At 55.5% G+C, this 17,695-nt stretch carries 9 protein-coding genes, 2 rRNA genes and 1 pseudogene; 3 read left to right on the forward strand and 9 right to left on the reverse strand.

The genetic code is table 11. From position 1 onward, the window contains the following. Positions 1-42: 42 nt before the first annotated feature. Positions 43-1,083 (forward strand): inner membrane protein YhjD, encoded by a 1,041-nt coding sequence (gene yhjD / locus C2U54_RS03470; protein ID WP_371816542.1) that lies wholly within the window; start codon positions 43-45, stop codon positions 1,081-1,083. 272 nt (positions 1,084-1,355) lie between these two features. Continuing rightward, the gene (locus C2U54_RS03475; RefSeq protein ID WP_103177399.1) at positions 1,356-2,678 is read left to right on the forward strand and encodes an MFS transporter; all 1,323 of its coding nucleotides are present in this window, start codon (positions 1,356-1,358) and stop codon (positions 2,676-2,678) included. A gap of 68 nt (positions 2,679-2,746) precedes the next feature. Here C2U54_RS03475 and C2U54_RS03480 read toward each other — a convergent pair whose 3' ends face one another. Together C2U54_RS03480 and pdeH are read right to left on the reverse strand one after the other, a co-directional pair. Beyond that, positions 2,747-4,786, reverse strand: coding sequence for an AsmA family protein (locus C2U54_RS03480; RefSeq protein ID WP_103177400.1), 2,040 nt, complete (start codon positions 4,784-4,786; stop codon positions 2,747-2,749). Positions 4,787-4,907: 121 nt separating this feature from the next. Further along, entirely contained in the window at positions 4,908-5,678 is a 771-nt protein-coding gene (gene pdeH / locus C2U54_RS03485) for a cyclic-guanylate-specific phosphodiesterase (protein ID WP_103177401.1), read from the reverse strand. A gap of 232 nt (positions 5,679-5,910) precedes the next feature. On the opposite strand from pdeH, the gene C2U54_RS03490 reads away from it, so the two are divergent. Beyond that, positions 5,911-6,840 (forward strand): sugar kinase, encoded by a 930-nt coding sequence (locus C2U54_RS03490; protein WP_103177402.1) that lies wholly within the window; start codon positions 5,911-5,913, stop codon positions 6,838-6,840. 60 nt (positions 6,841-6,900) lie between these two features. Here the strand turns inward: C2U54_RS03490 and C2U54_RS03495 are convergent. From C2U54_RS03495 to C2U54_RS03525, 7 genes and pseudogenes are all read right to left on the reverse strand, one after another. Continuing rightward, positions 6,901-8,313, reverse strand: a pseudogene (locus C2U54_RS03495) (M16 family metallopeptidase); the annotation flags it as partial. 225 nt (positions 8,314-8,538) lie between these two features. Next, entirely contained in the window at positions 8,539-9,825 is a 1,287-nt protein-coding gene (gene dctA, locus C2U54_RS03500) for a C4-dicarboxylate transporter DctC (RefSeq protein ID WP_103177404.1), read from the reverse strand. 158 nt (positions 9,826-9,983) lie between these two features. After that, positions 9,984-11,990 carry a biofilm formation regulator HmsP gene (gene hmsP / locus C2U54_RS03505; RefSeq protein ID WP_210406389.1) on the reverse strand — a complete coding sequence of 669 codons (2,007 nt, stop codon included), beginning with the start codon at positions 11,988-11,990 and terminating at the stop codon, positions 9,984-9,986. A 186-nt stretch (positions 11,991-12,176) separates the two neighbouring features. After that, positions 12,177-13,139, reverse strand: coding sequence for a bifunctional biotin--[acetyl-CoA-carboxylase] ligase/biotin operon repressor BirA (gene birA, locus C2U54_RS03510; RefSeq protein WP_103177406.1), 963 nt, complete (start codon positions 13,137-13,139; stop codon positions 12,177-12,179). Beyond that, complete coding sequence (gene murB, locus C2U54_RS03515; protein WP_103177407.1) at positions 13,136-14,164, reverse strand: UDP-N-acetylmuramate dehydrogenase; 1,029 nt, start codon at positions 14,162-14,164, stop codon at positions 13,136-13,138. The genes birA and murB overlap by 4 nt, the downstream gene beginning before the upstream one ends. Before the next feature lie 136 nt (positions 14,165-14,300). After that, a 5S ribosomal RNA gene (gene rrf / locus C2U54_RS03520) occupies positions 14,301-14,416 on the reverse strand. Between the two features lie 196 nt (positions 14,417-14,612). Further along, positions 14,613-17,516: ribosomal RNA gene (locus C2U54_RS03525) — 23S ribosomal RNA — on the reverse strand. Positions 17,517-17,695 lie beyond the last annotated feature (179 nt).

Genomic DNA, 17,695 nt, shown 5'->3' on the forward strand with positions numbered 1-17,695 from the left:
AATTGCAATGAACTCTCGCTAACGATAAGGAAAACGTGACTGATGCCGGATAGCAGCCAGCAACGTCCCACCCAGGATCTGGACTACGAGCCGATTAAGAAACTGGAAAATAGCCCGCCCCCGGCGCCAGATGAACCCAAAATTACCGCCGTGCGTAAAAGGGGCAGCCTGCTCGACAAGGCGAAAGATCTCATCCAGCTGATCCAACAGCGGCCGATGATTGCTCACCTGCTGCGCGCCGCCGAGCGTTTTAACGATCGGTTGGGCAACCAGTTTGGCGCCGCAATCACCTACTTCTCCTTCCTGTCGATGATCCCCATCCTGATGCTCTCCTTTGCGGCAGCTGGGTTTGTGCTGGTGTCGCACCCGACGCTGTTGCAGGACATCTTCAGCAAAATCCTGCAAAACGTCAGCGATCCGACGCTGGCCTCGACCCTGAAAAGCACCATCAACACCGCCGTCCAGCAACGTACTACTGTCGGGATTGTCGGTTTGTTTGTGGCGCTCTACTCCGGCATCAACTGGATGGGCAACCTGCGTGAAGCGATCCGCGCCCAGTCGCGCGACGTCTGGGAGCGTAAGCCGCAGGACCAGGAGAAAATCTGGATTAAGTATTTCCGCGACTTCGTCTCGCTGATCGGGCTGCTGGTGGCGCTGGTTATCACCCTCTCCATCACTTCCGCGGCAGGCTCGGCGCAGCAGATGATCATCTCCGCGCTCTATCTCGACACCATCGAGTGGCTGAAGCCAGTCTGGCATCTGGTGGGGTTAGGGATCTCGATGCTGGCGAACTACCTGCTCTTCTTCTGGATTTTCTGGCGCCTGCCGCGCCATCGCCCTCGCCGTAAGGCGCTGATCCGCGGCACGTTCATTGCCGCTATCGGCTTTGAGGTCATTAAAATCGTGATGACCTACACCCTGCCGTCACTGGTGACCTCCCCGTCCGGGGCGGCATTCGGCTCCGTGCTGGGGTTGCTGGCCTTCTTCTATTTCTTCGCCAGACTGACCCTCTTCTGCGCGGCATGGATCGCCACCGCCGAGTACCCGGATGACCGGCGAATGCCCGGTAAAAGCCACCGTTAATTCCCCTATCGGGCTGAATAAGAATGAAATATATCAGCCCGATTCATCATTTCAGCATATAAATCCAGCCTGTAACTTTTATTTAACCGAAAACCAGTTATATATTCCAACTTTTTATTTCTGTGAAGCATTTCATAGATGTGATTCTTCTGGTCCGAAAATTATCCGCTTTTTGCTCGCTTTTTCACCGGCCGCTGCGTTTGTTACAGATTGAAATATCGCTTTTGCTGTGCGTAATATGGCCTTTCGTTCGCCAAAAATAAGAAAAGTTTATGCAAGCCACAGCCACAACACTTAATTCAGAGCAGGAAAACGCCCCGGTTAACTCGCGCAATAAAGTCGTCGTCGCGTCACTGATTGGCACCGCCATTGAATTCTTCGACTTCTATATTTACGCCACCGCTGCGGTTATCGTTTTCCCGCATATCTTCTTCCCGCAGGGCGACCCGACGGCGGCCACGCTACAGTCGCTGGCAACCTTCGCCATCGCCTTTGTTGCGCGCCCTATCGGCTCGGCCCTGTTCGGTCACTTCGGCGATCGCGTCGGGCGTAAGGTAACCCTGGTTGCTTCGCTGCTGACCATGGGTATCTCTACCGTTGCCATCGGCCTGCTGCCGACCTATGAAACCATCGGGATTCTGGCCCCGCTGCTTCTGGCGCTGGCCCGTTTTGGCCAGGGTCTGGGACTGGGCGGGGAATGGGGCGGCGCGGCGCTGCTGGCCACCGAAAATGCCCCGCCACGCAAACGTGCGCTGTATGGATCCTTCCCACAGTTGGGCGCGCCGATTGGCTTCTTCTTTGCCAACGGCACCTTCCTGCTGCTCTCCTGGCTGCTGACTGACGAGCAGTTCATGACCTGGGGCTGGCGTATTCCGTTTATCTTCTCGGCGGTGCTGGTGCTGATTGGCCTCTATGTGCGCGTCTCCCTGCACGAGACCCCGGTGTTTGCCAAAGTGGCCGCCGCGAAAAAACAGGTAAAAATCCCGCTGGGCACGCTGCTGACCAAACACGTTCGCGTGACCGTGCTCGGCACCTTCATCATGCTGGCGACCTACACGCTGTTCTATATCATGACCGTCTATTCCATGACCTTCAGCACCACGCCTGCGCCGGTGGGCCTGGGCCTGCCGCGTAACGAAGTGCTGTGGATGCTGATGATGGCGGTTATCGGTTTTGGCGTGATGGTGCCGATTGCGGGCCTGCTGGCCGACCGTTTTGGCCGTCGCCCGAGCATGATTGTGATCACTTCGCTGATTATTCTGTTTGCGCTGTTCGTCTTCCCGCCGCTGCTCGGTTCCGGTAATCCGGCGCTGGTGATGGCGTATCTGCTGATTGGCCTGAGCCTGATGGGGCTGACATTCGGTCCGATGGGCGCGCTGCTGCCAGAGCTGTTCCCGACCGAAGTGCGTTACACGGGCGCCTCCTTCTCCTATAACGTCTCTTCGATTCTGGGTGCGTCCGTGGCGCCGTATATCGCTACCTGGTTACAGGCGAATTACGGTCTGCAATACGTAGGGATCTACCTGGCGGCGATGGCGGCACTGACGCTGATTGCGCTGCTGCTGACTCACGAGACTCGCCATCAGTCATTGTGATCCTTAATGCCGGGTGGCGCTGCGCTTACCCGGCCTACATTCTCCTGTAGGCCGGGCAAAGCCTCCCACTATTTCTTCATCTGCGACAGAATGGTTTGACACTGATTGGCCTGCCCCTCAGACGGCGAGATGAGCGCCAGCAGCGCTGCAGCAGGGGTAACCAGGGTCGCCAGCGCAGCGGCCACCGCACCACGAGCAATTAACGGCCCCGCCTTCACCCCCGCATCCGGATCTTTAAAGCTACCACGCACGTACAGCGGCGAGCGCAGCGTCACGATGCGAATGCCTTTACTTTCCGGGTTGATGGTGAGATCCAGCTGTTCCGAGGCCATACTGGCGGTGCCGGTGACGTTGATCACCGCGTTTTCAGTATCGAAGGCGAAAATCTGCGGCCGTGCGACGCCGTTGACCAGGTCAATATTGGCCGCTGCGCAGTTTACCCGCACCTCGTCGTCGCCAAAGATCTGGCCGACGATGAAGTTCCCGACGTTCAGACCCAGAATTTCCATCAGGTTACGGCTCACCAGCCCGTCGTTCATCAGCAGCTTCAGATTGCCGTTACCGTTCCCCAGCAGGGCCGCAACAGAGTTGCCGGTACCGCGAATTTTGGCATCGCCATTCATCTCCCCCAGGGTTTTCTGCATCAGCTCCACATCCGGCATCAGCTCCTTCAGCTTCAGCCGTCGCGCCTGAATATCGGCCTGGCCCCGCATCGGATTTTTATCGCCTTCAAGATGGATATTTGAGGAGATGGTGCCGCCAGCCAGACCAAACTTCAGCGGCTCCAGACGCAGGTCGGCGTTTTTCAGGAGGATATGGGTAGAAAGATTACTGATAGGCAGGCTGCTGCCATGCTCGATCCGCCGCCCTTTGAAGCGCACGTCCGCATCCATTACGTCCCACTTATCGGTTTCGAAGCGGTCGTTCGGCAGCACTTTGCCGGACGGCGGTGCCTGCTTGCGTACCTCCTCCGCTTTGGTGCCTTTACCGGAGTCGACGCCAATCAGCGGCCCGAGGTCCGCCAGCCGCAGCTGACGCGACTCCACATCCCCTTCCAGCTTCGGCCGCGGTTTGCCGGTGGTGTAGGTCAGCGAACCGTGGATATCGCTGTCACCGATCCGGCCATTAAAGTTGCGGTAATCGTAGACCGAGGCCTCTTCCGAATTGATCTTCGCCACCAGCCGACCATCGGTTTCAAACGGCGGCGTATCAGGCAGCAGTACGCCGGTCAGCTCATAAAGTTCGCCCAGCGAATCCCCGGCAAATTTCAGCTTCAGATCGACGCCGCCCATCTTCATTGGGTCGTTCACCGTACCGACAAAAGCCACCCGGGTATTGCCGGAGCGGAAGTCAGCCTGCACCGGGAAGGGGGTGCCTTCGCTGCGCAACGCCAGCATACCGCCAATTTTACCGGTGCCGCGCAGCGGCTGATCGTTGTAGCGCCCTTCCGCCTTCAGGCCAAAGACGTAATCGCCGACCTTATCCTTTTTGCCTTTATCGCCAGTCACTTCGCTGAAGGGTACCGGCTTGCCCAGCGGATCGACGAAGAGCTCCATCTGTGCTTTGCTGACCGCGTCGTTCACGTCGATCCGCCCACGATCGAACAGAATATTATCGAGGCGGAAAGACCAGGACGAAGGCTGGGCATCAGGATCTTTTTCTTTATCATCGCCTGCCAGATCGAAGGTCCAGTTATTGGTCTTCTCCGACAGGCGGATCAGCCGGGCATCTGGCTGTTGCAGTTTGATCCACGGCAGATAGACCGTTTTGGTAAGCAGTGCCAGCGGCGCAAGGGTGGCCTCCACGCGCGGGAGATGCACCATGGTGATTTCAGGAATGTCCGGCGGGTTGCCGAGAATAACGTCGTTAGCGTGAACGTGCGGCCAGGGTATCCAGCTGCGCCAGCCCGTTTCGCCCTTCTGCCGCTCCCATACCACGCCCAAGTCCCCGCGAATAGCGAAAGGACGGTTAAGTTCGGTCGAGACTTTCTGGTTGATGGTCGGTTTGAGGCGGTTCCAGTCAAATGTCGCGATCACGACAATCAGCACCACAATCAGCAACAAGAAGACTCCCCCTGTCCAGGTGATAATCTTCGCTGTTTTTGTCATCCCATACTCCCTTTCAGTAATCACTTGCCTTTCATGAATATAGTCCAGGCATGCGGAAAGGGGGCGGCAGCGTCCGGTAATAACGCGTTAACCACGCGCTATTACGGGAAGCTGCTGGGTTTTACAGGGTGATGATTACGTTGTCGAGCGTCTCCATCGACACCGGGCGGGAGAGGAAATAGCCCTGGGCGGCAGCGGCGGGTGAGTTCTGTACATCGCGCCACTCTTCCAGCGTCTCGACGCCTTCGACGATAACCCCCTGGCAGTAGCGGTTCATCAGTTGCAGCAGAAGCGTGAACAGATTGCGCCCTTCCGGCGTCTGGCGCAGCATAATGAACAGATCGCGCGCCACTTTGATGTAATCGTAACGCACTTCGCTCAGGGCGGAGAAGTTCGCCATACCGGTGCCAAAGTCGTCCAGCCACAGCGGGCCAAACTCACACATGGTGGCAAACGAGGAGTCCTGCGGCAGACGAACGTGCTCCACCAGCTCAAAGCGCAGCCACGGCAGCCGCTGGATCAGCTTCTGCAGGCTCTCATCCTGCCGCACCGCCAGCAGAGTTGGGCCATCGACGTTAACCGAAGCCAGAATGTTGTTGTCGGCGAAAAAGTTTTGTCTCACCGCCAGCATGGCGAGCTGCTCCTCCAGGATATCCAGACGATGACGCACGGGGACTTCCGCGAAGTAGCGATCCGGTGCAATCCGCTGTGCCGGGTTTGAAGGATGGGTCACGACGGTCAGGATCTCAATCGCCATCAGCTTACCGTCGGTACGGTAGATCGGCTGATAAGTATAAGCGCGCTCACATTGCAGCCAGTAGCGGTGTTCCTGTAAGTTCTCAATACTCGCTTCAGGGATGCTCAGCAGCTGGATGTCCTGCCTTAACTTCATTTCAGATGTCCTGTTGAATGGGAAAGAGCCTGTCGGGACTGGTCAAAGGATTATCGGCTCCTGGTAAGAGAACTTTATGTCCGGTTGCGGACGAAAATGAAAATCTGAGATATCAAACCCGTCAGGAACTTGTCCGAGTTCAAAAAAATAATGGAACGTCGTTTTAATACAGTTGACCGCTTCCGGCCTCCAGCGCAAACTAACCGCAGTTTAATTATCCAGGTTCACGACTATGTCCAAAAAAATTGCCGTGATCGGCGAATGTATGATCGAACTCTCCCAGAAAGGCGCGGAAGTCAGCCGCGGCTTTGGTGGCGACACCTTAAATACCTCCGTATATATTGCTCGTCAGGTCGATGCTGACGCGCTGGCGGTAAACTATGTTACGGCGCTGGGCACCGACAATTTCAGCCAGCAGATGCTGGACGCATGGCAGAGTGAAAATGTCGATACTTCCCTGACCCAGCGGATGGAAAACCGCCTGCCGGGCCTCTATTACATCGAGACCGACAGCACCGGCGAGCGCACCTTCTATTACTGGCGTAACGAAGCTGCCGCCAAATTCTGGCTGGAGAGCGACAGCGCGGCGCAGATCTGCGAAACGCTGGCCCATTTCGACTACCTCTATCTGAGCGGCATCAGCCTTGCGATCCTCAGCCAGAGCAGCCGTGAAAAACTGCTCTCCTTACTGCGCGAATGCCGCGCCAACGGCGGGAAGGTGATTTTCGACAACAACTACCGTCCACGCCTGTGGGCCAGCCGCGAAGAGACGCAGCAGGCCTATAGCCAGATGCTGGAATGCACCGATATCGCTTTCTTAACCCTCGACGACGAAGATGCGCTGTGGGGCGAGAAGCCGGTTGATGAGGTGATTGCGCGTACGCAGGCCGCCGGTGTCAGCGAAGTGGTAATTAAGCGCGGGGCAGATTCCTGCCTGGTGGCGATCGCCGGAGAAGCGGTTATCGAAGTACCTGCGGTGAAGCTGGCGAAAGAGAAAGTGATTGATACGACCGCGGCGGGTGACTCCTTCAGCGCCGGCTATCTGGCGGTGCGTCTGACGGGCGGTACGCCGGAAGCGGCAGCGCAGCGCGGCCACCTGACCGCCAGCACGGTGATCCAGTATCGCGGCGCCATCATTCCACGCGAAGCGATGCCTGCTTAAGGGCTGTATCCATTAAAAAAGGCAACTTACGTTGCCTTTTTCCTTTTACTGCGCGCGTGCCATAATGTCGTTCCACGTCGCCTGCAGCTCCTTCATATCATATTCAGGTTCACCTTTCGGCTGCATTAAAATTAGCGACATATCCTGAGAAAGCTGCTGACGCAGATCCTGGCTCAACATATCCGCGGTCAGGCTGTTAAGGAAATCCTGGCGCAGCTTCTGATACTGTTCCGGCGCGATATCCACCACCTGATTTTGCAGGGAGCGAATACGCTGGCTGATCAGGATATCGGTATCGGTACGGGCATAGGTGGCGAACAGTTTTTGCAGCTCAATATTTTTCTGCGCCACCAGCGCGTTGAACTCCTCTTCGCTCAGGCCATTATCACGTACTTTCGCCAACTCTTTTGCCACTATCGCCATATTGGCGTTCAGCTTGTCGCCCGGCGACTCAACATTAATGGCGCACTGGGCGCGCTGGAACAGCACCCGGCAATCAAAGCCCAGACCAATATCTTTGGCGTTGTTCTTACTCAGGGTTTGCTGAACATGCCAGAACAGCGCTTCACGGGCTAAATCGGCGCGCCAGTAGCGCAGCAGCGCGGCAGACTCACGAATCGGCTGCCACGGGCTGTCCCACATGATGGAGAGACGATCCTGGCGCACGGCATCGGTCATGATGCTCACCGGCTCTGCGCGCAGAGGTGAAAGCGTTGGCACCGGCGCTGGCGTGTTACGTTTGCCTTTCAGCTCGCCGAAGGTTTTGCCAATCTGCTCAATCACCGCGCGGCTATCAATGTTACCGACCACAATCAGGGTCATGGCATCCGGGGTATACCAGGTCTGGTAGAACGACTTCACCTGTTCAATATCAACCGGTTGCTTTAGCGGCTCTGCCGGATCGTGGCCCAGCAGCGCCGAACCTTTCAGACGATAGCGCCACCAGCCCTCTTTGGTATCCGCAGGCCAGGTCGCCACCATGTCGCTGTTGCTCAGGGCGTAATTCACCGTCTCAGGGGTAATGGACACGTTACCGGCGGTATCTGACAGCCAGGTCAGCGCCTCTTTAAGCAGATCGTTGCGGTTGTTTGGCAGGCTGAGGTTAAACATGGTGTAGTCGTAGGAGACGACAGCAGGCGGCAGCGGGCGTTTCGGATCGATACCCTGTTGCCACAGTGAACGGGCCTGTACAGCCTGAAGGCTACCGCTTTGGGTCAGAGCCAGTCGGGGCAGGAAATGACTGAAACCGCTCTGTTGCGTACTCTCGGTCAGGGAGCCGGTATTGACGGAAAGGCGGATTTCAATGCGGTCGCTGGGGCGCTGTGGGGTGGCTAAAACTTGCCACTGAAAACCGTTAGACAGCGTTCCCTGTTGCCAGGCCGGGTCCGGCTGGAGCGCGTCAGCCTGCACGTAACTGGCTGCTGCCATCATGAGCAAACCGCCGGTTAAGAGTCGAATTTTTGTGCCCTGCATGTGAACCCCTGATCAACATTCCTGGTAACAAAGAGTGCCACACGCCCTGTCGCACTCTAAATATGATGTACAAAACACTCCGATTAGACCGCGCATGAAACGAAACGTCACGGCATGAAGTGAAATTTACCCGAAATAAATCTTATCGAATTATGACAAGTATGCTGGGCCATTATGCGCAGGAGCCCGCACCCCGACAAGGGAATGCGGGCCTGAGGGAAGATTTTAGGAGGACAAACCGTGTGTTTTGCCGTCTGGCGCACGATTATTCAGCGTATCGTCGAGCTTTTTGTGGTCCAGCTCTTTTACCCACTTCGCCACGACTACTGTTGCCACGCCGTTACCGACCAGGTTGGTCAGCGCACGGGCTTCAGACATAAAGCGGTCGATACCGAGGATCAACGCCAGGCCGGCCACCGGCAGATGTCCCACCGCGGAGATGGTTGCCGCCAGGACGATAAATCCGCTCCCCGTGACCCCAGCCGCCCCTTTTGAGGAGAGCAGCAGCACAACCAGCAGCGTAATTTGATGGAAGATATCCATATGGCTGTTAGTGGCCTGGGCGATAAACACCGCCGCCATCGTCAGGTAGATCGATGTCCCATCCAGGTTAAAGGAGTAGCCGGTGGGGATCACCAGCCCGACGACCGATTTACGGCAGCCCAGCTTCTCCATCTTATCGAGCATGCGCGGCAGCGCCGATTCGGATGAGGAGGTGCCCAGCACAATCAGCAGCTCTTCACGGATGTAGCGAATGAACTTGAAGATGCTGAAGCCGGTCGCGCGGGCGATGCTGCCCAGCACCACCACCACAAACAGAATACAGGTGATATAGAAGCAGACGATCAGCTGGCCCAGCTGCACGAGGGTACCGACACCATATTTACCGATGGTGAAGGCCATTGCCCCGAAGGCGCCAATGGGTGCCAGACGCATAATCATGTTGATGATGCCGAAAATCACCTGCGAGAAGCTTTCAATAACGTTAAAAATCAGCTGACCTTTGCTGCCGAGGCGATGCAGGGCAAAACCAAACATCACGGCGAACAGCAGCACCTGCAGGATATTCCCGCTGGCGAAGGCGCCAATCACGCTGCCGGGGATCACATCCAGCAGGAAGGCGACCACACCCTGATCTTTCGCCTGCTCGGCATAGACCGCCACCGCTTTTGCATCCAGCGTCGAGGGGTCAACGTTCATGCCCGCGCCGGGCTGCACGACGTTAACAATCACCAGACCAATGATCAGCGCGAGGGTACTGACGACTTCGAAATAGAGCAGCGCCACTGCACCCGTACGGCCAACGGCTTTCATGCTTTCCATGCCTGCGATACCGGTCACGACGGTGCAGAAAATAACCGGCGCGATCACCATCTTAATCAGCTTAACGAAAGCATCGCCAAGCGGTTTCATCTGGGCGCCTAATTCAGGGTAGTGATGACCAAGCAGAATACCAATGGCAATGGCGGTTAATACCTGAAAGTAAAGACTTTTGAAGAGAGAGGTTTTCATAAGATGTCCTTGGGAAGAAAAGCCGCAGGAAATGTAGGGTTACCCGTTACCTGCGGCCTTAAAATACCACCCATAAATCAGGACAGATAGAAGTTCAGGCTGAAATTGAAACGCAAATGTTAAGAAATTTGAGCTGACTCGCACAATCCAGCAACATTTCAGTCATCAGCGCTATTGGCATTGTGTTTAAGATAGCGACTCTCAAAAATATCGCCAGGAACGGCTTTATCGAACAGATATCCTTGCCCGCACTCTACCCCGGCATCGGCCAGCCAATGACGCTGGGCTTCGGTTTCGATCCCTTCGGCAATAATGCTCAGCTTCAGGCTACGCGCCAGCTGGATAATCGCCTCGACCATGCTGCTGTCTTCCGGCAGCCCCTCCACAAACGCCTTATCAATCTTCAGTACATCTACCGGCAGGGTTTTCATATGTTGCAGCTGGCGCAGACCAGCGTATCCCATGCCAAAATCGTCCAGCGCGATGCGCACCCCGGCATTCCGCAGCGGGCGGAGTATCGCTACCGCTTCGTTAGGATCGTCAATTCGGCGGCTCTCGGTCACTTCCAGAATGAGGGTATCCGGCTTAATCCGATAGCGGAGAATCATCGCCAGCAGGTCCGGAACCATGTTGGGGTGCATTAGCTGGAGCGCCGACAGGTTAACCGATAGCGGCATCATCACCCCACGCGACTGCCAGGCTGACAGCAGACGACAGGACTCTTCCAGTACCCAGTGACCCACCGTCACAATCAGGCCGCAATTTTCAATACGGTCGATCAGCCCTTCCGGAAGCGCCCAACTGCCATCGGGCTGACGCATCCGCAACAGCGCTTCGGCGCTATGGACCTCACCGGTACGCAGATCGACCTGCGGCTGTAGCCAGATGGCAAAATTGTTGCTGTCCAGCGCGGTCAGAATATCGTTCTCTTCTGAGAGCCGCTGCTGCGCTTTCTCCATCTGCTCGGGCTCAAAGAACTGAATCTGATTCTTACCCTTCTGCCGGGCGGTAAACGCGGCGGAAAAGGCCCGGCGGTAAAGTTGCTCTGCGGTCAGGTTGCCGTAAAACATGGCGATACCAATACTGGCGCTCGGGCGCAGCTGGATCCCCTGAACCGGCAACCGCTCATTGATAACAGTAAGCACTTGCTGACCTAATGTGATGGCATGCCACGGCTCCTTGACGCCATTAGCGATAATCACGAAGTCGTAGCCGCTTACCTGCGTCAGTACCATCCGCGGCGCAAGCACGGATTTCAGCTTTTCAACCAGCGTCAGCAAGACCATCTCTCGCTGGCTCTCTTTCAGCACGCCGGCGGTATCCTGCAATGTTTCACAGGCCACCACTATCAGCGCCATGGTCTGCTGCCGCTTCACCGCCTGCTCCAGCATCACCATCAGAAACGCCTTGTTGGGCAGTTCCGACACCGGGAAACGGGTGGCATTGTGGTTGAGCTCATCATGCTGGCGCAGCATACGCTGCTGGTTGAGGTTGTAGCTGCGGACCAGCATGCCAATTTCGTCGTCGTGATGCAGGCGCGGCAGGGCAAGCTGGTGCCCCATCTGTTGCTGCGGCGAGAGGGTATCCAGCTCCCGGGCAATGCGACGCAGCGGATGGACGATGAGACGGTTTATGCACCAGGTCAGCGCCACGGTAAGCATCAGCGTCAACAATAAGTAAGTGGTTACCAACGTCGAGATCCAACTGATGACAAATTTGTACATCCGCCAGGAGTCAGACTGTAGCACCAGATAGGCCAGCGGCTGCGGGTTCGCCGGACGCTGCAACGAATAGACCGGAAGGGAGATCTGCACCGGCATTTCAAACAGCCGCTTCATCATCACCGGTACCGGATGCTCCGGGATAAAGTTCATGCGTAGCGCCTGAAACTGATTCGGCAGCACAACATCCGCCTGGCTGACGACCCCTGCCGGCTTGATGCTTTTGATAATGGACTCCGCCTGAGGAATATCACCCTTCAGAATAGCGGCAGAGAGAGGCTCACGGATTGAGCGGGCGATGCTCTCGAGTTGCGTAGCCGTGTTGTAGCGATTTTGCTGAATGGCATGAAACAGCAAAATAACGCAAAAGACGAAAACAAACACCATAGTGACGGCAGTGACCATCGCCATTTGTTTGATAGTTAAAGAGCGGCTGACACGCAAAATGGATCTCCAGAAACGCGAAAGGCAGGTTAATCAACTGTTACCCTGCTGCTTTCAGAGTATACCTTATCGGGAACTGTTTAAGAGAGTGTAACCAGGCGTTTAGGGATTATTCTGGTTGCCGCTTCGCACGGGGGATGGCGGCGGTATAGCTGAAGAACCGGGGAGCCCGCGGCTCCCCGCAATTTATTCGGCGCTGCGCAGTGAAATCTCGCCGCCGATCCATGGTTTAATCACGCCATCCTGCTCCAGCAACAGCGCGCCCTGCTCGTTGATACCGCGCGACGTGCCGTAGACCTCTTTGTCGCCGATGATCAGCTTCACCGCACGGTGAGCAAAGTTATCCAGCTTTTCCCAGCGGGGCAGGAACGGGGCTACACCTTCCTGTTCGAAGATTTTCAGCGAATGGCGTAGCTCGTTAATCACCTGCACGGCAAGGACATTGCGATCGATGGCGATCCCTGCTTCCTGCAGGTTGATCCAGCCCTGATTAATATCTTCGGCCTGTACATTGCGCATCACCAGATTTATCCCCGCACCCATTACGATCTGCGCGGCATCACCGGTTTTCCCGGTCAGTTCTACCAGAATACCAGCCAGTTTGCGATCGTTCAGATAGAGATCGTTTGGCCACTTCACGCGCACTTTGTCGGCGCCCAGCGACTGCAACACTTCTGCCAGCACAATGCCAATCACCAGACTGAGGCCGATGGCGGCGGCGGGACCTTGTTCCAGACGCCAGTACATGGAGAGATAAAGATTGGCACCAAAAGGCGAAAACCATTTACGTCCCCGGCGGCCACGACCCGCCTGTTGGTATTCTGCCACGCAGCAGTCGCCGGACTGTAGCGTGTCAAGCCGGTCGAGCAGATACTGGTTAGTAGAGTCAATTACCGGCAGAACGGCAACGCTGCTGTCGGTGATCTGACCGCTGATAAAGGCTTCGTCCAGGAGCTGAACCGGCTCCGGCAGACTGTAGCCTTTGCCCGGCACGGTAAAGACATCCACTCCCCAGTCACGCAGGGTCTGAATATGTTTATTGATGGCGGCGCGGCTCATTCCCAGCTGTTCGCCCAGCTGTTCACCGGAATGGAAATCGCCATCAGCCAGAACAGAGATAAGCTTCAGGGGAACGGTATGATCCTTCATGCAATGGCCTCCACCGCATTAACTTCACCGTGATGGCCGATAAAGCGCACCTCCGGCTCCAGCCAGACATCAAATTTCTCACCCACATGCTGGCGCACCTGATGGGCCAGCTGCACGACATCACGGCTGGTCGCATTGTTTTCGTTGATAAGCACCAGGGCCTGCTGACGATGTACCGCTGCGCCGCCACAGGTTGTGCCTTTAAGCTGACACTGATCGATCAGCCAGCCCGCAGCCAGCTTAACGCTGCCATCTGCCTGCGGATAGTGTGGCGCCTGCGGCCACTGGGCGAGTAAGGTTTCGGCTTTTTCACCGGAGATAACCGGATTTTTGAAGAAGCTTCCGGCGTTACCGTTCACTTTCGGATCGGGCAATTTACTCATTCGCATATGGCAAACCGCGTCGAAAATCTCTTTTGCAGTGACCGTGGCAGGATCCAGACGAGTGAGATCGCCGTAGGTCAGGACAGGCTGCCAGTTTTTGGTCAGGCGCAGACCAACCGCAACGATGACATATTTATCCTGATACTCATGTTTGAAAATGCTGTCGCGATAGCCAAAGCGGCACTGTTCCGCACTTAAACGCAGCGGATTACCCGTTGCCAGCTCGATACAGTCGACATAATCACAAACATGTTTGAGTTCGATGCCATAGGCACCGATATTCTGAATAGGAGATGAACCCGCACAGCCAGGGATTAGCGCCAGGTTTTCCAGACCCGGCATATTATTTTCAAGGGTAAACTGCACCAGGCGATGCCAGTTCTCCCCGGCTCCCACGTGCAAACGCCAGCAATCCTGCGCCTCTTCAACTTTAATCCCGCTGATGCGGTTAACGATCACCGTACCAGAAAAGTCTTCCAGAAAGAGAACGTTACTGCCTTCGCCCAGAATAAGAACAGGGAGGTGGTGTTGCGTGGCGTGATTCCATGCGGCCAGCAGTTGCTGCGCATCGTCGGCCCGCACGATCTGTCGGGCATTTCGGTCAATACCGAAGGTGTTCCAGGGCTTAAGGGAGTGATTCATAGACGCTATCCAGATGCAAAAACCGGGATAGTTTACCGTATATGGAATCGGTTAGGGGGATAACTTTAAAGACGGGATAGAATACGCAGAAACGCAAAAAGCCCATCCGTGAGGATGGGCTTTCGGCTTGTTTGATGCCTGGCAGTTCCCTACTCTCGCATGGGGAGACCCCACACTACCATCGGCGCTACGGCGTTTCACTTCTGAGTTCGGCATGGGGTCAGGTGGGACCACCGCGCTACAGCCGCCAGGCAAATTCTTGGTGCTCTGTACGCAATACTTTATCGCATCAGCCGCGTTGGCTGCGCTCGTAAAGTCAGTCACATACTTCAGTATGCTCCTTCCTTTCCTTCGCTTGCCGCCTTGCTGCTGCGCAAACTATTGTGTACTTAACTCTGAATCAATGCTGAAAATTTTCTCAAACCCACCGAAACAGCTTCGGCGTTGTAAGGTTAAGCCTCACGGTTCATTAGTACCGGTTAGCTCAACGCATCGCTGCGCTTACACACCCGGCCTATCAACGTCGTCGTCTTCAACGTTCCTTCAGGAGCCTTAAAGGCTCAGGGAGAACTCATCTCGGGGCAAGTTTCGTGCTTAGATGCTTTCAGCACTTATCTCTTCCGCATTTAGCTACCGGGCAGTGCCATTGGCATGACAACCCGAACACCAGTGATGCGTCCACTCCGGTCCTCTCGTACTAGGAGCAGCCCCCCTCAATTCTCCAGCGCCCACGGCAGATAGGGACCGAACTGTCTCACGACGTTCTAAACCCAGCTCGCGTACCACTTTAAATGGCGAACAGCCATACCCTTGGGACCTACTTCAGCCCCAGGATGTGATGAGCCGACATCGAGGTGCCAAACACCGCCGTCGATATGAACTCTTGGGCGGTATCAGCCTGTTATCCCCGGAGTACCTTTTATCCGTTGAGCGATGGCCCTTCCATACAGAACCACCGGATCACTATGACCTGCTTTCGCACCTGCTCGAGCCGTCACTCTCGCAGTCAAGCCAGCTTATGCCATTGCACTAACCTCCTGATGTCCGACCAGGATTAGCTGACCTTCGTGCTCCTCCGTTACTCTTTAGGAGGAGACCGCCCCAGTCAAACTACCCACCAGACACTGTCCGCAACCCGGATTACGGGTCTACGTTAGAACACCAGCCATTAAAGGGTGGTATTTCAAGGACGGCTCCACGCAGACTGGCGTCCACGCTTCAAAGCCTCCCACCTATCCTACACATCAAGGACCAGTGTTCAGTGTCAAGCTATAGTAAAGGTTCACGGGGTCTTTCCGTCTTGCCGCGGGTACACTGCATCTTCACAGCGATTTCAATTTCACTGAGTCTCGGGTGGAGACAGCCTGGCCATCATTACGCCATTCGTGCAGGTCGGAACTTACCCGACAAGGAATTTCGCTACCTTAGGACCGTTATAGTTACGGCCGCCGTTTACCGGGGCTTCGATCAAGAGCTTCGCGTTGCCGCTGACCCCATCAATTAACCTTCCGGCACCGGGCAGGCGTCACACCGTATACGTCCACTTTCGTGTTTGCACAGTGCTGTGTTTTTAATAAACAGTTGCAGCCAGCTGGTATCTTCGACTGATTTCAGCTCCACCCGCAGGGGCTTCACCTACATATCAGCGTGCCTTCTCCCGAAGTTACGGCACCATTTTGCCTAGTTCCTTCACCCGAGTTCTCTCAAGCGCCTTGGTATTCTCTACCTGACCACCTGTGTCGGTTTGGGGTACGATTTGGTGTTACCTGATGCTTAGAGGCTTTTCCTGGAAGCAGGGCATTTGTTGCTTCAGCACCGTAGTGCCTCGTCATCACACCTCAGCGTTAAAAAGGTACCGGATTTACCTGGAACCTCCGCCTACATGCTTAAACCGGGACAACCGTCGCCCGGCCAACATAGCCTTCTCCGTCCCCCCTTCGCAGTAACACCGAGTACAGGAATATTAACCTGTTTCCCATCGACTACGCCTTTCGGCCTCGCCTTAGGGGTCGACTCACCCTGCCCCGATTAACGTTGGACAGGAACCCTTGGTCTTCCGGCGAGCGGGCTTTTCACCCGCTTTATCGTTACTTATGTCAGCATTCGCACTTCTGATACCTCCAGCATGCCTCACAGCACACCTTCGCAGGCTTACAGAACGCTCCCCTACCCAACAACACATAGTGTCGCTGCCGCAGCTTCGGTGCATGGTTTAGCCCCGTTACATCTTCCGCGCAGGCCGACTCGACCAGTGAGCTATTACGCTTTCTTTAAATGATGGCTGCTTCTAAGCCAACATCCTGGCTGTCTGTGCCTTCCCACATCGTTTCCCACTTAACCATGACTTTGGGACCTTAGCTGGCGGTCTGGGTTGTTTCCCTCTTCACGACGGACGTTAGCACCCGCCGTGTGTCTCCCGTGATAACATTCCCCGGTATTCGCAGTTTGCATCGGGTTGGTAAGCCGGGATGGCCCCCTAGCCGAAACAGTGCTCTACCCCCGAGGATGAGTTCACGAGGCGCTACCTAAATAGCTTTCGGGGAGAACCAGCTATCTCCCGGTTTGATTGGCCTTTCACCCCCAGCCACAGGTCATCCGCTAATTTTTCAACATTAGTCGGTTCGGTCCTCCAGTTAGTGTTACCCAACCTTCAACCTGCCCATGGCTAGATCACCGGGTTTCGGGTCTATACCCTGCAACTTAACGCCCAGTTAAGACTCGGTTTCCCTTCGGCTCCCCTATACGGTTAACCTTGCTACAGAATATAAGTCGCTGACCCATTATACAAAAGGTACGCAGTCACACCCGAAGGTGCTCCCACTGCTTGTACGTACACGGTTTCAGGTTCTTTTTCACTCCCCTCGCCGGGGTTCTTTTCGCCTTTCCCTCACGGTACTGGTTCACTATCGGTCAGTCAGGAGTATTTAGCCTTGGAGGATGGTCCCCCCATATTCAGACAGGATACCACGTGTCCCGCCCTACTCTTCGAGTTCACAGCAAGTGTGCTTTCGTGTACGGGAGTATCACCCTGTACCCTGCGACTTTCCAGACGCTTCCACTAACACACAAGCTGATTCAGACTCCGGGCTGCTCCCCGTTCGCTCGCCGCTACTGGGGGAATCTCGGTTGATTTCTTTTCCTCGGGGTACTTAGATGTTTCAGTTCCCCCGGTTCGCCTCGTTAGCCTATGTATTCAGCTAACGATAGTGTGACGAATCACACTGGGTTTCCCCATTCGGACATCGCCGGGTCAAGGGTTCATATCACCTCGCCGGCGCTTTTCGCAGATTAGCACGTCCTTCATCGCCTCTGACTGCCAGGGCATCCACCGTGTACGCTTAGTCGCTTAACCTCACAACCCGAAGCTGTTTCACTTCGTGTTGTGAAAATTTGAGAGACTCGAACACACTTACGTGTGTCGTTTCAATTTTCAGCTTGATCCAGATTTTTAAAGAGCAAATATCTCAAACGTAACTCGATGAGTTAGTTTTGAGATATAAAGGCAGGTGACTTTCACTCACAAACCAGCAA

Origin of the sequence: Leclercia sp. LSNIH1 (assembly GCF_002902985.1) — a bacterium.
In the GTDB taxonomy this organism is placed as follows: Bacteria; Pseudomonadota; Gammaproteobacteria; order Enterobacterales; family Enterobacteriaceae; genus Enterobacter.